This is a genomic window from Rhodococcus sp. GQ147 (genome assembly GCF_059759155.1).
The window spans coordinates 16992-38361 of sequence record NZ_JCAXDU010000004.1; the positions used below are offsets into that span (position 1 = coordinate 16992).

Annotated in this window: 25 protein-coding genes; 4 read left to right on the forward strand and 21 right to left on the reverse strand. The window is 68.8% G+C overall.

The window, feature by feature from the left end:
- Window positions 1-50: 50 nt before the first annotated feature.
- From AC6CID_RS06045 to AC6CID_RS06055, 3 genes are all read right to left on the reverse strand, one after another.
- A complete protein-coding gene (locus AC6CID_RS06045) occupies window positions 51-410 on the reverse strand; it encodes an NADH-quinone oxidoreductase subunit A (RefSeq protein WP_064061992.1) in 360 nt (119 codons plus the stop codon).
- A gap of 259 nt (window positions 411-669) precedes the next feature.
- The gene (locus tag AC6CID_RS06050; protein WP_081263534.1) at window positions 670-1074 is read right to left on the reverse strand and encodes a PleD family two-component system response regulator; all 405 of its coding nucleotides are present in this window, start codon (window positions 1072-1074) and stop codon (window positions 670-672) included.
- Window positions 1075-1154: 80 nt separating this feature from the next.
- Window positions 1155-1403, reverse strand: coding sequence for a hypothetical protein (locus tag AC6CID_RS06055; protein WP_231412743.1), 249 nt, complete (start codon window positions 1401-1403; stop codon window positions 1155-1157).
- A 334-nt stretch (window positions 1404-1737) separates the two neighbouring features.
- On the opposite strand from AC6CID_RS06055, the gene AC6CID_RS06060 reads away from it, so the two are divergent.
- Window positions 1738-2769, forward strand: coding sequence for an iron-siderophore ABC transporter substrate-binding protein (locus AC6CID_RS06060; RefSeq protein ID WP_064061990.1), 1032 nt, complete (start codon window positions 1738-1740; stop codon window positions 2767-2769).
- A 36-nt stretch (window positions 2770-2805) separates the two neighbouring features.
- Here AC6CID_RS06060 and AC6CID_RS06065 read toward each other — a convergent pair whose 3' ends face one another.
- The 4 genes from AC6CID_RS06065 to AC6CID_RS06080 all read right to left on the reverse strand — a co-directional run bounded on the left by AC6CID_RS06065 (window position 2806) and on the right by AC6CID_RS06080 (window position 6433).
- Complete coding sequence (locus AC6CID_RS06065) at window positions 2806-3474, reverse strand: methionine ABC transporter permease (protein WP_006554049.1); 669 nt, start codon at window positions 3472-3474, stop codon at window positions 2806-2808.
- A 13-nt stretch (window positions 3475-3487) separates the two neighbouring features.
- On the reverse strand, window positions 3488-4507 hold the full coding sequence (locus tag AC6CID_RS06070) for a methionine ABC transporter ATP-binding protein (RefSeq protein WP_006554050.1): 1020 nt from the start codon (window positions 4505-4507) through the stop codon (window positions 3488-3490).
- Complete coding sequence (locus AC6CID_RS06075; RefSeq protein WP_019289697.1) at window positions 4507-5343, reverse strand: MetQ/NlpA family ABC transporter substrate-binding protein; 837 nt, start codon at window positions 5341-5343, stop codon at window positions 4507-4509. Before AC6CID_RS06075 ends, AC6CID_RS06070 begins: the two co-directional genes overlap by 1 nt.
- A 61-nt stretch (window positions 5344-5404) precedes the next feature.
- Window positions 5405-6433 carry an isopenicillin N synthase family dioxygenase gene (locus AC6CID_RS06080; protein WP_064062003.1) on the reverse strand — a complete coding sequence of 343 codons (1029 nt, stop codon included), beginning with the start codon at window positions 6431-6433 and terminating at the stop codon, window positions 5405-5407.
- A gap of 351 nt (window positions 6434-6784) precedes the next feature.
- Between AC6CID_RS06080 and AC6CID_RS06085 the strand changes: the two genes are divergently transcribed.
- Both AC6CID_RS06085 and AC6CID_RS06090 read left to right on the forward strand, forming a co-directional pair.
- On the forward strand, window positions 6785-7402 hold the full coding sequence (locus AC6CID_RS06085) for a DJ-1/PfpI family protein (RefSeq protein WP_019289699.1): 618 nt from the start codon (window positions 6785-6787) through the stop codon (window positions 7400-7402).
- Window positions 7399-7896, forward strand: coding sequence for a MarR family winged helix-turn-helix transcriptional regulator (locus AC6CID_RS06090; RefSeq protein ID WP_024101204.1), 498 nt, complete (start codon window positions 7399-7401; stop codon window positions 7894-7896). The genes AC6CID_RS06085 and AC6CID_RS06090 overlap by 4 nt, the downstream gene beginning before the upstream one ends.
- Here AC6CID_RS06090 and AC6CID_RS06095 read toward each other — a convergent pair.
- From AC6CID_RS06095 to AC6CID_RS06140, 10 genes are all read right to left on the reverse strand, one after another.
- A complete protein-coding gene (locus AC6CID_RS06095) occupies window positions 7863-8747 on the reverse strand; it encodes an acyl-CoA thioesterase II (protein ID WP_006554055.1) in 885 nt (294 codons plus the stop codon). The genes AC6CID_RS06090 and AC6CID_RS06095 overlap by 34 nt on opposite strands.
- Window positions 8744-10165, reverse strand: a complete 1422-nt coding sequence (pyk, locus tag AC6CID_RS06100) for a pyruvate kinase (RefSeq protein WP_006554056.1) — start codon at window positions 10163-10165, stop codon at window positions 8744-8746. The genes AC6CID_RS06095 and pyk overlap by 4 nt, the downstream gene beginning before the upstream one ends.
- Window positions 10166-10282: 117 nt before the next feature.
- On the reverse strand, window positions 10283-11263 hold the full coding sequence (locus AC6CID_RS06105) for a TM2 domain-containing protein (RefSeq protein WP_072740438.1): 981 nt from the start codon (window positions 11261-11263) through the stop codon (window positions 10283-10285).
- On the reverse strand, window positions 11260-12297 hold the full coding sequence (lgt, locus tag AC6CID_RS06110; RefSeq protein WP_039585217.1) for a prolipoprotein diacylglyceryl transferase: 1038 nt from the start codon (window positions 12295-12297) through the stop codon (window positions 11260-11262). The genes AC6CID_RS06105 and lgt overlap by 4 nt, the downstream gene beginning before the upstream one ends.
- Window positions 12294-13097, reverse strand: a complete 804-nt coding sequence (gene trpA, locus AC6CID_RS06115) for a tryptophan synthase subunit alpha (RefSeq protein ID WP_006554059.1) — start codon at window positions 13095-13097, stop codon at window positions 12294-12296. Before trpA ends, lgt begins: the two co-directional genes overlap by 4 nt.
- Entirely contained in the window at window positions 13094-14356 is a 1263-nt protein-coding gene (trpB, locus tag AC6CID_RS06120; RefSeq protein WP_006554060.1) for a tryptophan synthase subunit beta, read from the reverse strand. The genes trpA and trpB overlap by 4 nt, the downstream gene beginning before the upstream one ends.
- Window positions 14357-14468: 112 nt before the next feature.
- Window positions 14469-15278: an indole-3-glycerol phosphate synthase TrpC gene (gene trpC / locus AC6CID_RS06125; RefSeq protein WP_016696041.1), complete on the reverse strand. Its 810-nt coding sequence runs from the start codon at window positions 15276-15278 to the stop codon at window positions 14469-14471.
- A gap of 91 nt (window positions 15279-15369) precedes the next feature.
- The gene (locus AC6CID_RS06130; RefSeq protein WP_064062087.1) at window positions 15370-16035 is read right to left on the reverse strand and encodes a TIGR02234 family membrane protein; all 666 of its coding nucleotides are present in this window, start codon (window positions 16033-16035) and stop codon (window positions 15370-15372) included.
- Complete coding sequence (locus AC6CID_RS06135; RefSeq protein WP_175538126.1) at window positions 16032-17615, reverse strand: anthranilate synthase component I; 1584 nt, start codon at window positions 17613-17615, stop codon at window positions 16032-16034. Before AC6CID_RS06135 ends, AC6CID_RS06130 begins: the two co-directional genes overlap by 4 nt.
- Before the next feature lie 44 nt (window positions 17616-17659).
- Entirely contained in the window at window positions 17660-18448 is a 789-nt protein-coding gene (locus AC6CID_RS06140) for a dioxygenase family protein (protein WP_024101209.1), read from the reverse strand.
- A gap of 110 nt (window positions 18449-18558) precedes the next feature.
- On the opposite strand from AC6CID_RS06140, the gene AC6CID_RS06145 reads away from it, so the two are divergent.
- On the forward strand, window positions 18559-19044 hold the full coding sequence (locus AC6CID_RS06145) for a MarR family winged helix-turn-helix transcriptional regulator (protein ID WP_064062085.1): 486 nt from the start codon (window positions 18559-18561) through the stop codon (window positions 19042-19044).
- 122 nt (window positions 19045-19166) lie between these two features.
- On the opposite strand, the gene AC6CID_RS06150 is transcribed toward AC6CID_RS06145, so the two are convergent.
- Genes AC6CID_RS06150 through AC6CID_RS06165 form a run of 4 tightly spaced genes read right to left on the reverse strand, consistent with a single transcriptional unit; the run spans window position 19167 to window position 21367 of the window.
- Entirely contained in the window at window positions 19167-19346 is a 180-nt protein-coding gene (locus AC6CID_RS06150) for a tautomerase family protein (protein WP_016935788.1), read from the reverse strand.
- A gap of 46 nt (window positions 19347-19392) precedes the next feature.
- Entirely contained in the window at window positions 19393-19758 is a 366-nt protein-coding gene (hisI, locus tag AC6CID_RS06155) for a phosphoribosyl-AMP cyclohydrolase (protein ID WP_016935787.1), read from the reverse strand.
- A complete protein-coding gene (gene hisF, locus AC6CID_RS06160) occupies window positions 19755-20528 on the reverse strand; it encodes an imidazole glycerol phosphate synthase subunit HisF (protein WP_006554068.1) in 774 nt (257 codons plus the stop codon). The genes hisI and hisF overlap by 4 nt, the downstream gene beginning before the upstream one ends.
- Window positions 20525-21367: an inositol monophosphatase family protein gene (locus tag AC6CID_RS06165; protein ID WP_064062084.1), complete on the reverse strand. Its 843-nt coding sequence runs from the start codon at window positions 21365-21367 to the stop codon at window positions 20525-20527. The genes hisF and AC6CID_RS06165 overlap by 4 nt, the downstream gene beginning before the upstream one ends.
- Window positions 21368-21370 lie beyond the last annotated feature (3 nt).

Consider the following 21370-nt stretch of genomic DNA (forward strand, 5'->3'; position numbering starts at 1 on the left):
GCTCTCGTAACCCCTTCGCTGGCAGGACATCCCGTCGTACACGCGGGTCGTCAGTCCCATGTCAGGCCTCCTCGTTTCCACTCGTAGGCGTAGGCGACGAAGACGTTGAACATGAACAGCGCCATCGCCGCCAGACCGAAGACGCCGAGCGTGTCGAAATGGACCGCCCACGGGTACAGGAAGACGATCTCGATGTCGAAGATGATGAACAGCATCGCGGTGAGGTAGTACTTCACCGGGAAGCGACCACCTCCCACCGGCTGGGGTGTGGGGTCGATGCCGCACTCGTACGCATCGAGCTTGGCGCGGTTGTATCGGCTCGGGCCCGCGAGGCTCGCCACCGCGACGGAGAAGACCGCGAAGGCAAGCGCGATGCCACCGAGTACCAGGATCGGTACGTAAGCGTTCATGCGACCTCCGGTTGCTTGCGCGAATCCGGCCGCGGGTCTGCTCGTCGCCCGCGAACCCACCCCCGCCGTGCACCGGGCGGTTCCGTCCCGGCCCAGGGTTGTGAGTCACGGCACACACTAGTGCTGTTCGCGTCGGACTTGTCGCGATTTCACGCCCTCGATTCGGGGCGGCGTGTCGGGCTGCTCGACAACGGGAAGGAGGGTAGATTTTCCGGCCCCACATACGAGTTCGCGGCCGGGCGGTCGCGCGTCGGAAGGGTCAGGAGGGGCGGGAGCGAGGGGTGAGCAGCGCGAGGACCTGCCGGCCGAGCCGAATCGGGTCGACGGGATGACGCAGCACCACCTCGGCGCCCGACCAGCGGGCGAGCCATTCGTCGTCGGCCCGGGCGATCAACACGATGATCGGCGGGCACGAGTCGAGTTCGTCCTCGAGTTGTTTCGCGAGGCCCATGCCGCCCGCGGGGGCGGCCTCACCGTCGAGCACGGCGAGGGCGATGTCGCCGGCGTGCATGCGTTCGACGACGACCGGCGGTGTCGCGACCTCGACGTAGTCGAGTGGAGGCAGATCCGGGTGCAGCCGGGTACCGAGGGCATCACGAACCTGTTGCCGCACGGTCGCATCGTCGCTGTAGACGAGGATGCGCAGCGAGTCGGTCACGGGCAAGATGCTAACCGAGCACACCCGCCCGTCCGGGGAACCCGCGTGTCGCGGCGGTGCCGCGACGTCGGCGGGCCGGGACGAGCTCAGGATCCGCTACCGAGCGGATGCCACCGCTCGCGGATCTCGGGACGGATGGCCGTCTCCGTCTCGTCGTCGTGGATGATCGAGGCGGGCGCGATCATCAGGTGCGCCAGCACGATGCATGCGCCGGTGAGCATGGCGAATGCGGCACCGATCAGATACGACGCGGTGAACACCGCAGCCAGGAATCCGATCGTGAGCATTCCCGTGAGCGCGATGATCGCGAGAATCCGCCGGTTCGAGCGTGGCATCGAATCGGACCTCTTATCCGTGGATGCAACCATGAGCATCTCCGTTCCTCCCCGGAACGACGCATCCGGTACCCCCGCATCCACTCATCGTTCCCGGTCGACGAATCGTCGGTGATGAGCGAACCCCCGCGGTGGCCGAGTGCGGCCGTCCCCTTTCCCGCTCGGGGCGTGAGCGGTTTCGATAACAGAATACTATCAAATGTGACATCCGTCTCGTGATCTGTTTGTGGGACATCACGAAGTTGCGGACGGCCCGGAAATCTGCCGATAACCGTCATCCCCTTCAGAAGGTTAGGCTCACCTCTCGAACCGGTCCGATCAGTGAGAGGTATCCATGAAATTTCTGTCCCCGCGCCGCCTCGGGTCACGCGCGGTAGTCGCGCTCGCCGCCGCCGTCGCACTCACCGCCTGCTCGTCCGGCAGTGGCGACAACTCGAACGGTTCTCCGACGGGCGACTTCGAACCCGTCGCGATCGAGCACGCACTGGGCACCGCCGAGATCGACGCGCAGCCCGAAAGGGTCGTCACGCTCGGGATGGGTTCGGCCGAGACGGCGATCGCACTGGGTGTCACCCCAGTGGGGATGGAGGAATATCCCTGGGGCAGCGACGAAACCGGATATCTGCCCTGGATCCACGAGGAACTGACCGAACGCGGCGAGCCGCTGCCCGAGCAGTTCACCGGTGGCGCCGAGGTGGACGTCGAGGCGATCGCCCGACTCGCCCCGGACGTCATCCTCGCGCCGTGGTCGGGCATCACGCAGGAGCAGTACGACCTGCTGTCGGCGATCGCCCCGACCGTCGCCTACCCCGAACTGCCCTGGACGATCACCTGGCAGGACCAGATCGAGACCGTCGGCACCGCACTCGGCAGGCACGACGAGTCGCTGGATCTGATCACGGAGATCGACGACACCTTCGAACGCACCGCGGCGGAGCATCCCGAATACGCCGGGGTGACGTTCTCGTATATCTACAACACCGGCCCCAGCACGCTGGGCGTGTTCATGCCCGACGAGCAGCGCGTGGCGATGGTCCGCGGACTCGGGCTGACGGTCGACCCGGTCGCGGAGACGCTCGAGGAGACCGAGGGCACCGACTCGGCGGTCATCGGGCTCGAGAACGCCGGACTGCTGAAGGACTCGGATCTGATCTTCACGTTCTATTCCGACCCGGCGAACCGCGCGGAGATCGAATCGCAGGCCGTCTACCAGCAAATTCCGGCGATCGGGCGCGGCTCGCTCGTCGCGCCGGAGGAACAGCCGTTCGTCACGGGATCGTCGATGATCAATCCGCTCACCGTGCCGTGGTCGATCGACCGCTACGTCCCGCTCGTCGACGAGGCGATCGCGAAGCTCGACCGCTGAGCCGGACGCACCGGTGGTGCGCCCGGCTCTCGGGCGTCACCGCCGGTGCGCGAGCCTGCGGACCATGAGATCACCGATCGACTGCATGATCTGCACCATCACGATGAGGACGACCACCGCGAGCAACAGCACCGGCGTGTTGAACCGCTGGTAGCCGTAGACGATCGCGAAGTCGCCGAGACCGCCACCACCGATGACACCGGCCATGGCCGAATAGCCCACCAGCAGCACGAGGGTGAGGGTGGCACCGGCGATCAGCGGGGACAGTGCTTCGGGCAGCAGCACCTTGCGCACGATCTGCCCGTTGGTGGCCCCCATCGCCTGGGCCGCCTCGACCCGGCCCCGGGGCACCTCCCGCAGAGCGGATTCGACGATCCGGCCGAAGAACGGGATGGCACCGATGGTCAACGGCACGATCGCCGCGGTCGGCCCGATCGCGGTACCCACGATGAAGCGGGTGAACCCGATCAGCGCGATCAGCAGGATGAGGAAGGGCAGCGACCGGAAGAGGTTGACGATCACGCCGAGGACGGTGTTGAGCGTCCTGCGCGGCCACAGTCCGGACGGGGACGTCAACTGCAACACGATTCCGACCAGCACACCACCGACGACGGTGAGCACGAAGGACACCGCAACCATGTAGAGCGTCTCGAGGGTGGCTTCCCACACCTCCGGGAAGGCGTCGTACCACTGCAGTTTGTTCATCGCGCCTGCACCGTCATTCCGTGAGTCCCTCCAATTCGGCTTCCGTCCCCCACGCCAGGCTCAGATACGGGCGTTCGGCCACGAACCCCTCGATGAGTGCCCGATCGGTACCCGCCGTGAACCGAAGGCGCATCCGGCCCACGGTGACGCTGCCGACCTGTTCGACCCGGCCGCCGACCACAGCGATGTCGGCGTCGATCGCGCGGATCATCTCAGCGAGCCACGGTCCGTGCGCGGCATCACCGATCGCGGTGACCAGAGCCGTGTCGGCACCCGAACCCGTCGACGGGTCGGTGCCGACCGGGACGAGCGCATGCCCGAGCGCCGACTCGGGATCGGCGACGAGATCGACGATCCGGCCCGTCTCGACCACCTGTCCGGCGGCGAGCCGAGCTGCCGAGCTGCAGATCCGGCGCAGCACCCCGAGTTCGTGGGTGATCACCACGACCGTGACGCCCAGTCGTCTGTTCACCTCGGCGACGAGATCGAGGACCTGATCGGTGGTGTCCGGGTCCAGGGCGCTCGTGGCCTCGTCGCACAGCAGTACCTCGGGTTCGACGGCGAGTGCGCGGGCGATGCCCACGCGCTGCTGCTGTCCACCGGACAGCTGCGAGGGATAGCTCTCCCCCTTGCCGGCCAGGCCGACGAGATCGAGCAGCTCGAGCGCCCGCTTGCGGCGCTGTTCCTTGTCGATCCCCGCCACTTCGAGCGGGAATTCGACGTTCCGGATCACGGTGCGCGAGTGCAGTAGGTTGAACTGCTGGAAGACCGTCCCGATCCGGCGACGCGCCGCTCGCAGTTCCGCGCCGGACAGGGTCGACAGGTCGTCCCCGCCGAGCAGGATCCGTCCCGAGGTAGGCCGCTCGAGCAGGTTCAGACAGCGCAGAAGGGTGGACTTGCCGGATCCGGACGGGCCGACGATGCCGTAGATCTCGCCGTCGGGGATCTCGAGCGACACCCCTCGCAACGCCGCGACCTCCCCGGAGCGCCCGGCTCCGGGGAAGGTCTTGACGAGGTTCTCGACGACGATCATCAGTTCGTCGAGTGGACCGGCAGCACGGCGCCGGAGTAGGTCTCCTCGATCCAGGCAGCCGTCTCGGGCGACTCGAGGGCCTCGGCCAGCGCGGTCACTGCCGGGTCGTTCTCGTTCTCGGCCCGCACGACGAGCAGGTTGGAGAAGGGGTTGTTCTCGACCTCTTCGGTGACGATGGCGTCCTCGGCCGGGTTCAGGCCGGCTTCGAGCGCGTAATTGGAGTTGATCACGGCGGCGGTGATCTGCGCGTCGTCGAGCTGACGGGCGAGCTGCGGACGCTCGATGCTGACGAGGTTCAGGTTCTTCGGGTTGGCGGTGATGTTCGATTCGGTGACCACCGACAGGTCGGCCTCCTCGAAGGGCACGTCCATCTCGAGCAGACCGGCCGATTCGAGCAGGTACAGCGCGCGGGCGTAGTTGGTGGTGTCGCGCGGCACGGCGACGGTGTCGCCGTCCTTCAGCTCGTCGAGCGAGGCGATCTTGTTCGAGTAGAGGCCGATGGGCTCGAGGTGCACGTCGGCGACGGCGACGAGGTCGTCGATACCCTTCTGCTTCTGCCAGTCCGTCAGGTAGGGCTCGTGCTGGAAGAAGTTCGCGTCGACGTCACCGGCCTCGAGCAGTTCGTTGGGATCGACCTCCCCGGTGATCTCGACGATGTCGAGCTTGTAGTCGCCCAGCGCCCCGGTGCTCACGATCTGGTCGAGGATCTCGACGTGCGGGGTGGACGACGCCGAGATCCGGAGGGTGGTGTCGTCACCTTCGGACGACGAGCAGGCCGCGAGACCCGCAGCGAGGGTGAGCGCGGCGGACGCGACGACGATACGACGCAGTGACATCGGGTGGATACCTTCCGTTGGGAATGCGGGGACGTTGGAAATACGGGGACGGACAGATCGATTATCGGGGTGCGGCGAAGCGGGCGAGGAGATCCGCGTGAAAACGCTCCGCCACGTTCGGATGTGCCCGCAGGCGGGACTTGAGTGCGTTGAGGCCGTAGACGGCGTGCAGCGTGCCGCCGTGTGCGTCGGGGCCGACGCCGCGGGCGGCCGCGGCCAGATCTGCGGGCAACTCCACCGCCGGGAGTTCGCGGTCGAGACCGGGATTGAGGAAGAAGGGCAGCGACACCCGGTCGGTGCCCGCCGGGGGCGGCAGCACACGATGGACGGTCGCCTGGAGGTAACCGCCGGTGGCGACCTCGAGGAGTTCTCCGATGTTGACGATGAAATGCCCTGGGAGCGGGTCGATGTCGACCCAACGTCCGTCGCGTTCGACCTGGAAGCCGGTGCTGCCGGGTTCGGGATACAGCAACGTCAGCGCGCCGACGTCCTTGTGGCTGCCGACCCCTTGATCGGTGACCGAGCGGTCGTGCCCGGGATACCGCGCGATCTTCAGCAGCGGGTCGGGATCGGCGAAGGCGTCCTCGAAGTGATCGGCGGGGGCACCGAGGGATTCGGCCCATGCACCGAGCAGTCGGCGTCCGACGTTGCCGGCCTCGTCGATCCACCGCAGGGCCAGTTCGCGTAGTCGGGGGACCTGCTCGGGCCACAGATTGGGGCCGTGCAGCACCTCCCAGGGGCGGTCGGGGTCGACCTCGGCGACGGCATCGCGTTCCGGGCCGATGTCGAGTTGTTCGCGCCAGTCGACATAGCCCTGGGTGCGTTCGCCACCGACACGGGTGTAGCCGCGGAAGTGGGGCGAGCGGATGTTCTCGATCGCGAGCTTGTCCGCCTCGGGGAGGGCGAAGAATTCGCGTGCCGCCGCGACGAGCCCGTCGGCGAGCGCGGGCTCTATCCCGTGACCGGCGAGATGGAAGAACCCGATCTCGTGGGTGGCCTCCCGGAGGCGATCGAGCAGGGCGTTGCGTGTGGTGTCGTCGCCGTCGAGATCGGACAGATCGATGACGGGCAATACTGTCGAATCGGACATGATGTGCCTTTCGAACCGCATCGGATGCGAGGAATTCCCGGTCACCGCCGGATCGTCGGTCACAGCGGACTCAGGGGAATCGTGAGAGCAGTGCGAGCAGCCCCGACAGGGGTGATCAGCGGCAACGACAACACGCAGGAGCCACGGCGCTTCGAGCGCGTGTGCTCACAGTCTGCGCGTGAGTGTTGCCCATGTTCTCCTCCGATGAGGTCGCGTGCGACCTTCGACGACAGTGGCGCCACGACGTGGTCCTGATCAAGGCTAATCGCCGCCTGGACCACCCGGCAAATCATCCTCGACCGGCAGTGCGACACCATTGACAGCAGGCTGTCGTTTTGTCAGCATACTGTCATGACCGAAACAGTTCACGTCGCCGTGTACGACACCCTGGCGGACTGGGAGATCGGATACGTCACGCCACATATCGCAGATCCCGAATGGCAGCGCAGCCCCGGCCGGTACCGCGTCCGTACCGTCGGAGCCACGACGGAACCGGTCACGACCAAGGGCGGACTCCGCATCCTTCCCGACGCCGTGCTCGCAGACATCACGCCGGAGGACAGCGCGATGCTGATCCTCGCGGGCAACGACATCTGGCCGACCGACGCCTACGCCCCGTTCGTCGACAAGACCCGGCAATTCCTCGACGCCGGCGTTCCGGTGGCCGCGATCTGTGGCGCGACCGGAGCGCTCGCGGCTGCCGGCCTGCTCGACGAGCGGCCGCACACGAGCAACGCTCCAGAATTCCTGCAGAGCGTCGGATACGGTGGCGCCGATCTGTACCGGGACGAACCCGCGGTCACGGACGGCGATCTCATCACCGCGAGCGGCATCGCCCCGGTCGACTTCGCCCGCGCGATCTTCACCCGGCTCGACATGTACGAACCGCGCGTCCTCGACGCCTGGTACGCCCTCTACGGCGAGCGCGACCCGCGCGGCTACTACGAGCTCATGTCCTCCGGCTCGTGACGGAGCAGAACGCGGCCGAGCAGCACCCGGCGGAGGCCGAACTGCTCAGCGCGGCCGCACTGACGGCCTTCCGGCTCAACGGCCAGTTCTTCGCGCTGGCCGAGACCCTGGCGCGTCCGGTGGGCCTGACCGCGGCCTGGTGGCAGGTCCTCGGCGCGGTCTCCTCCGCTCCGCTGCCGGTGTCCGCGATCGCCCGCGAGATGGGCATCACCCGGCAGAGCGTGCAGCGCATCGCCGATCTCCTCGTCGACAAGGGCCTGGCGGAGTACCGGCCCAATCCGGCGCACCGTCGCGCCAAGCTCGTCGCGATGACACCGGCCGGTCGCGACGCGATCCGTGCCATCGGCCCCGCTCACGCCGACGCCGCGCGGGCACTGTGCGAGGAGACCGGATCCGAGAACCTGGCGCGGATCGTGGAGGGCATGCGCGCGCTGTCGGCCGCCCTCGACCGATCGGCCGATCAGCTCCCCGACGGACGACGCGGCGGGAAGTGACGGATGAGCCCTTCCTGCACGACGGTCGCGACGAGTTCGCCCTCGATGGTGAAGTAGCGTCCCGTCGCCATACCACGGGAACCGGCCGCTACCGGGGATTCCGTGGCGTACAGGTGCCATTCGTCGAAGCGGAGCGGACGGTGGAACCAGATCGAATGGTTGACCGTCGCCGCCACGATCCGGTCGAGTCCCCACGACAGGCCGTGCGTGGTGAGGATCGAATCGAGGACGGTCGTGTCGGACGCGTAGGCCAGCGTGGCGACGTGGAGCAGCGGATCGTCGGGCAGTTGCCCGTCGGCGCGCATCCACACGCGGTTGTGGCCGAGCTTCTCCCCCGTTCCCCGCAACACCCAGGCGGGGTCGTTGGCGTACCGCATGTCGATCGGCTTGAGCGCGCCGACGAAATGCGGCAACTGCTCCTCGAAGCCGCGCAGGCGTTCGCCGATCGGCGGAAGCGCTTCGGGCAGGGGAACATCGGGAACGGTCACCGAGTGTTCGAGGCCTTTGCCCCACCGCTGGAAGGCGGCGAGCATGACGAACAGTTCCTGGTCGTCCTGGTAGGCGGTGACCATCCGGTTCGCGAAGTCGCGGCCGTCCCGGTGGGTGACGACGTGGTAGTCGATGGGCCGCTTGACGTCGCCGCCCCGGATGAAATGGGCGTTGATCGCGTGCACAGGACGATCACCCACGGTGCGTCCGGCCGCAATGAGCGCCTGCGCGACGAGCTGACCGCCGAAGGTGCGGCTGCCGACCTGCTCGGGATGACCACCACGGAAGACGTTCTCCTCGACCTGCTCCAGATCGAGGAGGCCGAGGAGAACGTCGAGATCCGTTGTGTCCGACAGTGTCACCGGGTGTCTTTCTCACCCAACCGGTGCACGTGGATGAGGTTGGTCGAACCCGAGCGTCCCGGAGGCGCTCCGGCGACGATCACCACGAGGTCGCCGCGCTGGTACCGGCCCAGCGACAGCAACGCCGCGTCGACCTGTTCGACCATCTGGTCGGTGGTGTCGACCGGCTCGACCGAGAAGGTCTCGGTGCCCCACGTCAGCGCCAGCTGGTTGCGGATGTGCGGGACGGGCGTGAACGCGAGCAGCGGCAGCGGGGTGTGCAACCGCGCGAGTCGTCGCACGGTGTCGCCCGACTGGGTGAACGCGACGAGCGCCTTGGCGTCGAGACGCTCGCCGATGTCGCGGGCGGCGTACGAGATGACACCGCGCTTGGTGCGCGGAACGTGCGTCAGCGCAGGCACTTCCGTCGAATCCGACTCGACGGCGGCAATAATGCGCGCCATCGTGCGGACCGTTTCGACGGGGAACTTGCCGACGGAGGTCTCACCCGAGAGCATCACGGCGTCGGTGCCGTCGAGCACGGCGTTGGCCACGTCGGAGGCCTCGGCTCGAGTGGGACGCGAGTTCTCGATCATCGATTCGAGCATCTGCGTCGCGACGATGACGGGCTTGGCGTTCTCACGTGCTATCTGGATCGCGCGCTTCTGCACGAGCGGTACTTGCTCGAGCGGAAGTTCGACGCCGAGGTCGCCGCGCGCCACCATGACCGCGTCGAAGGCGAGGACCACGGCCTCGAGATTCTCGACGGCCTCGGGCTTCTCGAGCTTGGCGATCACCGGCACGTGCCGCCCGACACGGTCCATGACCTCGTGAACGAGTTCGACGTCGGCCGGCGACCGCACGAACGACAGGGCGATGAAGTCGACACCGAGGCGCAGTGCGAACTCGAGATCCTCGATGTCCTTCTCCGACATGGCCGGAACGGAGACGTTCATCCCCGGCAGGGAGACACCCTTGTTGTTGCTGACGGGTCCGCCCTCGATGACGCGACAGACGACGTCGTTGCCCTCGACCGCCTCGACGACGAGACCGACCTTGCCGTCGTCGACGAGCAACCGGTCGCCGGCGACGGCGTCCTGGGCGAGTTCCTTGTAGGTGGTCGAGACGCGGTCGTGGTCTCCGACCACGTCGTCGACGGTGATGCGGACCACTTCACCGTGTTCCCACACGGTGCGGTCCTCGGCGAATCGTCCGAGCCGGATCTTCGGCCCCTGGAGATCGGCGAGGATACCGACGGCGTGCCCGGAGGCCTCCGACGCAGCGCGGACCCGGTTGTAGTGGCCCTCGTGGTCGGCGTGTTCACCGTGGCTGAAATTCAGGCGGGCGACGTCCATTCCGGCGTCGACGAGATTCCGCAGGACATCGGGGTCGGCGGTGGCCGGCCCCATAGTGCAAACGATCTTGGTGCGTCGGGTCACGCTTCGAGCCTAGCCTCCGAGCCTGCGACCCTCCATCCCAGCACCCCGGTGCGTGTCGCCGGGGTGCCGATGGGACGGAGACGTCGGGATGTCACAGGCGACGGAGACGTCGGGATGTCACGGACGGAGCTGGCGTCCGTTCTTGTCGCGGACCTTGCCGGTGAGCATGAGGATGCCGTCGATCAGCGGCCAGATGCCCCCGATACCGCAGGTGAGCCACGTGACGGCGATCTGCGCGACCGCCGTGCCCGGCTGGTCGAGGTAGAAGCGTCCGGCACCGAAGGCGCCGAGCAGGATCCCCAGCACACCTGCGGTGACCTTGCTCTTGTCGGAGTACGGCTCGCCGGTGTAGGGATCGCGTCCGAAGGGCGCTGCGGCGTCGTGACCGTACGGGTTCGACGGGTCGGGGTAGCCGTAGGCGGGCATCACCCCGTAGCCGGGCGGCGGACCGTATCCCTGTCCGCTCTGCGGAGGCGGACCGTAACCCTGCCCGCCCTGCGGAGGCGGACCGTAACCCTGCCCGCCCTGCGGAGGCGGACCGTAACCCTGCCCGCCCTGCGGAGGCGGACCGTAACCCGGCTGCTGCGTTCCCTGCGGACCGGTGTACCGGCCCTGCGACGGGTCCTGCTGCGGGGACCCGATCGGGTAGTGCGGGTCGGGTGTCCCGTAGACCGGTCCGGTGCCGGTCTCGGGCCGGCCCTGATGCTCGCCGTAGGGGTAGTCGCCCGGGGACGGATAGTCGGACTCGTGCTCGGCCGGCGGCGGGTAGCTGGGCGTGGTCCCCCAGCCCGGTCCGTTGCCGACACCCGAGTAGGTGTCCCATCCCGGTCCCGGAGTGCCGGTGGCGCCACCGAGGGAGTCGAGTGTGGGCGGTTGAGCGGACAACGAGGCCTGCGCGGTGGCGTCGTAGTCGAACGCGCGTCCGAGATCGGGCGGCGGGGTGTGCTCGCTCTCCGAGGACCGCTCCGGCGTGTCGGCGCCGGAGGCGGACTCGCTCCGCTTCGTCAGGTCGGGCTGGGCAGGCTCCGTCTTGTCGGGCTCCGGCTTGGCAGGCTCCGAATCGGATGCTCCCGAAGCTTCCGGGTCCTGTCTGGTCACGAGTGATCCCCTTTGCTGTCTCCGGACGTCGCTTCGTCGACTCTACCGGCGGCGGACGACGAGCTGTCCGACTCCGCATCCGCCGACTCCGAAGTGGGCGCGGCCTCGTCTGCGGCCGCCCCGCCCTCGTCCTGTGCGGCCGGCTCTGCGTCCGCGTTCCCGGCGACCGGATTCAGCGTCGCAGGGTCCTCGCGGCCCTTACGTGCGAGGACGAAGTAGGCGACCGCAAGCACGAATACGATGCCCGAGGTGAACGAGTTGATCCGGATACCGGCGATCTGGGTCGCCGCATCGGTGCGCATCAGCTCGATCCAGAACCGGCCCGCGCAGTACCCGGCGACGTAGAGGGCGAACAGGCGTCCGTGACCGATCGTGAACTTTCGGTCGACGAACACCAACAGCAGCACGACGGCGAGGTTCCACAGCAGCTCGTAGAGGAAGGTCGGGTGCACGACGAAGGCCACCTCGCCGGTGGACACGCCGTCGACCAGCCCGGGCGCGACCTGACCTGCGTCGTTGCGCCGTTCGTAGATCTCGAGTCCCCACGCCACCGTGGTCTCGCGACCGTAGAGTTCCTGGTTGAACCAGTTGCCGAGGCGTCCGATGGCCTGCGCCAGCAGGATCGCCGGGGCGAGGGCGTCCCCGAAGGCCGGCAGCGGGATCCCCCGCCGACGGCACCCGATCCACGCACCGAGCGCACCGAAAGCGACCGCACCCCAGATGCCGAGGCCGCCCTCCCAGATCTTCAGGGCGTCGACCGGGTCGTTGCCGTCTCCGAAGTACTTCTGCCAGTCGGTGGCCACGTGGTAGAGCCGCCCACCGATCAGACCGAAGGGCACCGCCCACACGGCGATGTCGAGGACGGTGCCGGCCTGTCCGCCGCGTGCGACCCAGCGGCGGTCGCCCCACCAGATCGCCACGACGATCCCGACGATGATGCACAGGGCGTAGGCGCGGAGGGCGAACGGTCCGAGATACCAGACGCCCTGCGGCGGACTCGGCAGATAGGCCAGAACAGACGCAGTGGATGTCACGAGTGCACGTTAGCGGAGCGAACGCCCTTCGCGAGATCCCGAGTCAGTGCGAGCAACGCGTCGGGCCCTTCGGCGACGGCGGAGACCAGCGCCGAACCGACGATCACGCCGTCGGCGTAGCCCGCGATCTCCGCGGCCTGGGCACCGTTGCGCACACCGAGACCGACACCGACCGGGATGTCGGAGTGCGTGCGCACCCGGGCGACGATCTCCGGCGCGCGGTTGTCGACGCTGTCGCGGGCGCCGGTGACACCCATGGTCGAGGTGGCGTAGACGAAGCCGCGGCACTTGTCGAGGGTGGTCGCGAGGCGCTCGTTGGTCGACGACGGTGCGACCAGGAAGATCCTGCCGAGTCCGTACTTGTCGGCCGCGGCGATCCATTCTTCCGCCTCGTCCGGGACGAGGTCGGGCGTGATGATGCCGAGTCCACCCGCGGCCGCGAGGTCGCGCGCGAAGTTCTCGACGCCGTACTTGAGCACGAGGTTCCAGTAGGTCATCACGACCGCGGCGCCGCCGGCGGCGGTGATCGCCTCGACGGCCGGGAAGACGTCGCGGACCCGGACGCCGTTGGCGATCGCTTCGAACGCCGCGTTCTGGATGGTGGTGCCGTCCATGACCGGGTCGCTGTAGGGGATGCCGACCTCGATGAGATCGCAGCCGCCCTCGACGAGCGTCTTCATCGCCTCGACGGAGCGCTCGACGGTGGGATAGCCGACCGGCAGGTAACCGACCAGTGCGGCGCGGTTCTCGGCGCGGCAGGTCGCGAAGATCTCGGTCAGGCGTTCGTGCGGGGCGCTCACTGGGCTGCTCCTTCGGGGCCGGTCCGGTCGGCGGACTCGTCGGTCGGCAGGTAACCGAACCACTTGGCGGCGGTGTCGACGTCCTTGTCCCCGCGGCCGGAGAGGTTGACCAGGACGATGGCGCCCTTGCCGAGTTCGGGGCCGAGTTCGACGGCACCGGCGACGGCGTGGGCCGACTCGATAGCGGGGATGATGCCCTCGGTGCGGCACAGCAACGCGAAGGCCTCCATGGCCTCACTGTCGGTGACGGCGCGGTACTCGGCCCGGCCGGTGTCGGCGAGCCAGGCGTGTTCGGGGCCGACGCCGGGATAGTCGAGACCGGCGGAGATCGAATGCGATTCGATGGTCTGGCCGTCCTCGTTCTGCAACAGGTACGAGAACGCGCCGTGCAGGGCACCGTGAGTGCCGCCGCCGATGGTGGCGGCGTGCCGTCCGGTCTCCACCCCGTCTCCCCCGGCCTCGCAGCCGACGAGCTTGACGGACGGGTCGTCGATGAACGGGTGGAAGATGCCGATCGCGTTCGATCCGCCGCCGACGCAGGCGACGACGGCGTCGGGCAGGCGACCGGTGAGTTCGCGGATCTGTGCGCGGGCCTCGAGGCCGATGATGCGCTGGAAGTCGCGGACCATCGCCGGGAAGGGGTGCGGGCCGGCGGCGGTGCCGAAGCAGTAGTAGGTGTTGTCGGCGTTGGTGACCCAGTCGCGCATCGCCTCGTTGATCGCGTCCTTGAGGGTGCGCGAGCCGGTCTTGGCGGCGATGACCTCGGAGCCGAGCAGACGCATGCGCGCGACGTTGAGGGCCTGCCGTTCGGTGTCGACCTCGCCCATGTAGACGCGGCATTCGAGACCGAGCAGCGCGCATGCGGTGGCGGTGGCGACGCCGTGCTGGCCGGCGCCGGTCTCGGCGATCACGCGGGTCTTGCCCATGCGCTTGGCGAGCAGCACCTGCCCGAGCACGTTGTTGATCTTGTGCGAGCCGGTGTGGTTGAGATCCTCGCGCTTGAGGAAGATGCGCGCTCCGCCGGCGTGTTCGCTCAGGCGGGTGGCCTCGTAGACCGGGGACGGGCGGCCGGTGTAGTCGCGCTGCAGGCGGTCGAGTTCGGCCAGGAAGCCGGGATCGACGCGCTCCTTCTCGTAGGCAGCGGTGACCTCCTCGATCACCGCCATGAGCGCCTCGGGCACATAGCGGCCACCGAAGACTCCGAAATGGCCGCGGACGTCGGGTTCGTGCGCGGTCGGAGTGGCGAGAGCTTCGCTCATCGAGGGAAGCCCTCGGCCCTTGGCGGAAAGTGCGGAATCGTCTGCAGTCACGCGTCCAGTCTGCCCCACCACGCGACGCGGATCACGTGGGGGTCCGGACCTGCCGGGACGGTCAGCGTGCGGGCTTGGGGCACGACGGATGCGTGCCTACCGTCACCAGTTCGGCGACTGCCTGGCGCGGATCCCCACTGGTCACCAGTCCCTCTCCGACGAGCACCGCGTCGGCACCCGCGCCCGCGTACGCGAGCAGATCGGCCGGGCCGCGAACACCCGACTCGGCGATCTTGAGCACGTTGCTGGGCAGGCCCGGCGCGATGCGCGAGAAGGTCGTCTTGTCGACCTCGAGGGTCTTGAGGTTGCGGGCGTTGATCCCGATGACGGTGGCGCCCGCCTCGAGGGCACGGTCGGCCTCCTCCTCGGTGTGCGCCTCGACCAGCGCGGTCATGCCGAGCGACTCGACGCGGTCGATCAGCGCCGTCAGGACGGTCTGCTCGAGGGCCGCGACGATGAGGAGCACGATGTCGGCGCCGTGTGCCCGCGCCTCGTGGATCTGGTAGGGACCGACCACGAAATCCTTGCGCAGTACGGGAATACGGACAGCGCGACGGACGGCGTCGAGGTCGGCGAGACTGCCGTGGAATCGGCGTTCCTCGGTGAGAACGCTGATGGCGCGAGCGCCTCCGGACTCGTACGCTGCTGCGAGTTCGGCGGGATCGGCGATGTCGGCGAGAGCACCCTTCGAGGGGCTGGCACGCTTCACTTCGGCGATGACCGCGATGCCCGGTTCGCGCAGCGCGGCCTTGGCGTCGATCGGTGGGGGCGCGGCTGCGGCGGCAGCCTTGACGGACGCGAGATCGAGGGCCGCCTCACGGGCGGCGACGTCTGCTCGCACTCCTTCGAGAATCGAATCGAGAACTGTCATCGTGGCTCGAGTCCTTTCCCACCCTGCTCAATCCCGATGTGATCAAGCTCATCGGATCTGTCTAGAAGAGTAGTGAAGTGGTTTACAGCGGTCACCGGCGGGTGCCCGTATCACCCTCGCCACCGTCGTCGGTGGGATCCTCACCTGCGTCCAGTGCGTCCCACAGACCGCGTTCGGACAGGGGTTCATCGTTCTCGGCGCGCCGGGCGGCCGCCTCGCGACGTGCTGCCGGGGCGTCGTACTTCGACGACAGTCCGGCCGCCTCGCGCGGGGTGCGCCACAGCGTCACCGCCGCGGCGAGGGCCGCGACGGCGCCGACGATCGCAAGGACGGCGGGCAACGGATAGGTCTCGACGGCGGTCACGGTCGCGCGGTCGGGCAGCGCAGCGACACCGGCCGCGGTCTCGGGGTCTGCGTCGCCGGTGAGCAACCGGACGGCGGGGATCGCGGCGGCGACGGCGACGGCCGCGACCACGAGCGAGACGAGACGCAGCGCGAGTCCGCGCACCGCGAAGACGGCGGCGACCGCCGCGAGCAGCACGAGAGCGAGCGGGGTCAGTGCCGCCGCCCAGCGGCCACCCTCGAGGTCGTCGACGCGGTCGATCCCGAGTCCGTCGGACGAGACCGCGGTGACCCATGCCATTCGGCTCGACGCCCAGAACAGGGCCGCACCGACCCCGAGCAGCAGGGCGGCGATGACGGTCGGCCGGCGCCGGCGTCCGGTGGTGGGGCCGGCGTCCGGCGTCTCCGCGGTCACCGTGCGTCACCGCCGTAGGTGGTGAGGGTGGACGCGGCGGCCACGGCGGCGAGGGCGGACATGGCCTTGTTGCGGGCCTCGGTGTCCTCGGCCTCCGGGTCGGAGTCGGCGACGATGCCGGCACCCGCCTGCACGTAGGCGACGCCGTCCTTGACGAGCGCGGAGCGGATGGCGATGGCGGTGTCGGCGTCGCCTGCGAAATCGAGATAGCCGACGATGCCGCCGTAGATGCCGCGGCGGGTGGGTTCGAGTTCCTCGATCAGTTCCATCGCGCGCACCTTCGGCGCCCCCGACAGGGTCCCGGCGGGGAAACACGCCGTGACGGCGTCGAGGGCGTGTTTGCCCTCCGCGAGTCGCCCGGTGACCGTGGAGACGAGGTGCATCACGTGGCTGTACCGCTCGATGTGGCGGTAGTCGTGCACCTCGACGGTGCCCGGCGTGCACACCCGGCCGAGGTCGTTGCGGCCGAGATCGACGAGCATGAGGTGCTCGGCGTTCTCCTTCTCGTCGTGGACGAGGTCCTTCTCGAGCAGGATGTCCTCCTCCTCGTTCGCGCCGCGCCACCGGGTCCCTGCGATGGGATGGGTGGTGGCCATCCCGTCCGAAACCGTCACGAGCGCCTCCGGGCTCGATCCGACGATCGAGAAGGCCGTCTCACCGTCCGGGCCGGGGATGTGGAGCAGAAACATGTACGGGCTGGGGTTGGACGCGCGGAGCATCCGGTAGACGTCGATCGGCTCTGCGTCGCAGTCGATCTCGAAGCGCTGCGAGAGCACCACCTGGAAGGCCTCACCGGCCTCGATGTCGCCGATCAGTTTGCGGACGTCCGTGCAGAACGACTCGGTGGTGCGCTGGCGGCGGTAGTCGGGTTCGGGCCGCGAGTAGGTCGCGACGGTGGCCGGTGCGGGCGCGGCGAGGGCCGCGGTCATCCGGTCGAGGCGGGCGACGGCGTCGTCGTAGGCTTCGTCGACGCGCTCGTCGGAGCCGTCCCAGTTCACGGCGTTGGCGATGAGCCAGATCATGCCCTCGTGGTGGTCGACGGCCGCGAGGTCGGTGGCCAGCAGCATCACCATTTCGGGGATCTGCAGATCGTCCTCGGCGAGCGTCGGCAGCTTCTCGAGATGGCGGACGACGTCGTAGCCGAGATAACCGACCATGCCGCTGGTCAGGGGCGGCAGTCCGTGGATGCGGTCGGTGTGGAGCAACTGGAGGGTCTCGCCGAGGACGTCTACGGGGTTGCCACCCGTGGGCGCGCCGGCCGGGACGTTGCCGTACCAGGCAGCGTCGCCATCGACGACGGTCAGTGCGGCCGGGCTCCCGGCGCCGATGAACGACCACCGCGACCACGACCGGCCGTTCTCCGCCGACTCGAGCAGGAAGGTTCCGGGGCGGTCGGCCGCGAGCTTGCGGTAGGCCGACAGCGGGGTCTCCGCGTCCGCGAGCACCTTGCGGGTCACCGGGACCACGCGGTGCTCGGCGGCCAGCTGGCGGAACTGCTCGCGGGTGGTCGTCGAATCGGAACGGCCGCCACCCGAGGAGTCGGTGGTGGCTGCGGGAATGGTGGTGGGCTCGCCGGACATGCGCCCCATCATCCCAGGGACCTCGTCCGGCTCTGCAGCCGCCGTCAGGCGACCTGGAACGAGCGCTTGGCCAGGCCCATCCAGAAGCCGTCGACGACCTGGTCGATGCCGCGGCCGGGGGCGTCGGAGGCACCGAGGGTGACGAACAGCGGAGCGAAGTGCTCGACCGACGGATGCGCGTAGGGCATGCCCGGTGCGCGGTGCCGGAAGTCCAGCAGAGCGTCGACGTCGCCGCGCGCGAGTTGCTCGGCGGTCCAGTGGTCGAACTCCGACGACCAGCCCGGCGCGGCGGCCTCGGGCCGCGGGTCGCGCAGGAAGGGCAGACCGTGCGTGGTGAACCCGGACCCGATGATGAGTACGCCCTGCTCACGCAGCGGACGCAGCCGGGCGCCGAGGTGCAACAGCCGTTCCGGGTCGAGGGTGGGCAGGGAGATCTGCAGCACCGGGATGTCGGCGTCCGGGTACATGACGGTCAGCGGTACGTAGGCACCGTGGTCGAGTCCTCGGTTCGGCTGCTGCACCACCGGTTCGTCGTCGGGCATCAGTGCCGCGACCTGCCGGGCCAGTTCGGGCGCGCCGGGGCTGGTGTAGGTCACCTCGTAGAAGCGGCGCGGGAAGCCGCCGAAGTCGTACACGAGCGGGGTGCCGGTGATCGTCGACCCGATGGTCAGCGGAGCGGATTCCCAGTGCGCCGAGACCACGAGGATCGCTGTGGGTCGCGGCAGGTCGGCCGCCCAACGCTGCAGCTGCGAGACCCACAGTTCGCTGTCGACGAGCGGCGGGGCGCCGTGACTGAGGAACAGGGCGGGCGTGGTCGCGGAATCGATGGTCATGACATCCCCTCAAGTTGAAGCTTCAAGTATCATAGAGGAGAACCCGTCGCGCGGCCATTCCCATTCCCCGACCGGGTGCGACAGCGAAACCGAACGAGCGAGGAGCAGGCATGAGCAACGAGGACCCGCAGTGGCTCGATCCGGCGCAGCAGAACGCCTGGCGGGCGCTCGTCTCCGTCGTCACGCGACTGCCGGCCGCGCTCGACACCCAGATGCAACGCGACTCCGACATGACGCACTTCGAGTACTTCGTCCTCGCACTGCTCTCCGAGAACCCCGAGCGTCGACTGCGTCTCAACGCCCTCGCCGCCGAGGCCAACGCGTCGCTGTCGCGGCTCTCGCACGTCGTCACGCGCCTCGAGAAGCGCGGCTGGATTCGACGCGAACCCGTTCCGGGCAGTCGCGGTTCGTACGCAGTGCTCACCGATGCCGGCTACGACACAGTAGTCGAAGCGGCACCGAGCCACGTGAAGGCGGTGCGCAGGCTCGTGTTCGACGGCCTCGACGACAACCAGGTCCGCGAGCTCGCGCGTCTCGGTTCCGTTCTAGTCGAGCAGATCGACGAGGGGATCGCCGGCGGTATCGGCAAGGCCTGAGCCGTCCCACCGTCACGTGGTGGGGCGGCTCCTCGGTACGTCCCGGAACGACATGTTCGGGTCGTGGCTGCGCTCGTCCCGGACGGCACCGCTCGCGTCGGTGACCTCGTAACCGAGGGTGTTCAGCCGAGGGGAGTTCCACCCACACCCCAGTTCTCGCGGGGCACCTCGGTGATCGTCACCCACACCGACGACGGATTCTTGCCCGAGGCCTCGGCGTACGCGCGGGTCACTGCGGAGATCACCTCGGCCTTCTGCTCGTCGGACAGGCCCGGCGTCTGGCTGATCTGGATGAGAGGCATGCGGGCATTGTCGCAGCCCGCCGCACGACCCGCCGATCGGTCCCGGCTATTCGGCGATCTGCGGCGTTTCGAGCAGGACGTCGGTGTCGAAGCAGGTGTGCGTGCCGGTGTGGCAGGCGGCACCGACCTGGTCGACGACCAGCAACACCGTGTCGCCGTCGCAGTCGAGGCGCACCTCGTGCACGTACTGGGTGTGCCCGGACGTCTCGCCCTTGACCCAGTACTGCTGCCGCGACCGCGAGTAGTAGGTGGCCTTACGGGTCGCCAGGGTGCGGGCGAGCGCCTCGTCGTCCATCCACGCCATCATCAGCACGGCGCCGGTGGCCCGCTCCTGCACGACGGCGGCGAACAGACCGTCGTCGTTGCGCTTCAGCCGGGCGGCGATCGCCGGATTCAGGATGTCGCTGCTCATCGAACCGTGATCCCTTCCGCACGCATCGCGTCCTTGACCTCGCCGATCGTCAGCTCCCGGAAGTGGAAGACGCTCGCGGCGAGCACCGCGTCGGCACCGGCCTGCACGGCGGGCGCGAAATGCTCGACGGCTCCGGCGCCCCCGGAGGCGATGACGGGCACGTGCACGGCCCCGCGCACGGCCTCGATCATCTTCAGGTCGAATCCGTTCTTCGTGCCGTCGGCGTCCATCGAGTTGAGCAGGATCTCGCCGACGCCGAGTTCCTCGCCGCGCCGGGCCCACTCGACCGCGTCGATCCCCGTACCGCGGCGGCCGCCGTGCGTGGTGACCTCCCAGCCGCTCGGCGTCGGTTCCTGACCGGCGGGCACGGTGCGCGCGTCGACCGACAGCACGATGCACTGCGAGCCGAAGCGCTCGGACATCTCGCGCAGCACCTCGGGCCGGGCAATGGCCGCGGTGTTCACCGAAACCTTGTCGGCGCCGGCACGCAACAGACGGTCGACGTCCTCGACGGTGCGGACGCCACCTCCCACGGTGAGCGGGATGAACACCTGCTCGGCGGTGCGCGTGACGACGTCGAGCATGGTGCCGCGGTCACCGCTCGACGCGGTGACGTCGAGGAAGGTCAGTTCGTCGGCGCCCTGTTCGTTGTAGAGGGCGGCGAGCTCGACCGGATCACCCGCATCGCGCAGGTTCTCGAAGTTGACACCCTTGACCACCCGCCCCGCGTCCACGTCGAGGCACGGGATGACCCGCACGGCCAGCGTCATGTTCGATCTCCTTCGGAACCCAACTGCTCGGCCACGGACCGTTCCGTCGCCGACTGCACAATCTTCAGTATCTCGCCGTGTACTCCGGGCGCTGCAGCGACCACCGATCCGGACCCGATCCGCCAGGGCCGGCCCGCGAAGTCGGTGGCGATGCCACCGGCGGCCCGCACGAGTGCGACACCAGCGGCGTTGTCCCAGGGGTGGTGGCCGAACACGACGGCACCGCCGATCGCGCCTCCCGCGGTGAACGCGAGGTCGGCGCCGGTGGAGCCGTGCATCCGCAGCCGGGCGACGCGCCGGCTCAGCTCGGTGATGACGGCGAGACGCCGGGTGCCGGGTACCCGACCGCGACTGTCGATGTCGAAACTGCCGACCGCGATCATCACGTCCTCGAGCCGCGCCGGCTGCAGCGGTGCGGTGGGCTCGCCGTTCACGAGCAGCGGCCCGTCGGCGATTCCCGCGAAGCGCTGATTCGTCAGCGGCAGCCACGTGAGGCCGAGGATCGGTTCGCCGTCCTCGACGAGAGCGAGGAGGATCCCGGCCATCGGCAGCCCGGCGGAGTAGTTGATGGTGCCGTCGATCGGGTCGAGCAACCAGACGGTGCCCTCCCCCGCGGACGGGCCGCCGAACTCCTCACCGTGCACGGGGATACCGGTGCGCTCTGCGAGGGCACCGGAGATCCGCCGCTCGAGTTCGAGATCGAGATCGGTCGCGAAGTCGTTCGGTCCCTTGTCGACGGAGCGCGGCGCACCGTGCCCGGCGACGAACCGTTCCGCGACCTCGTCGAGTACACCGCTCGCGACGGCGAGCAGCCGGTTCAGGTCTGCGGGATCGGCCATGGG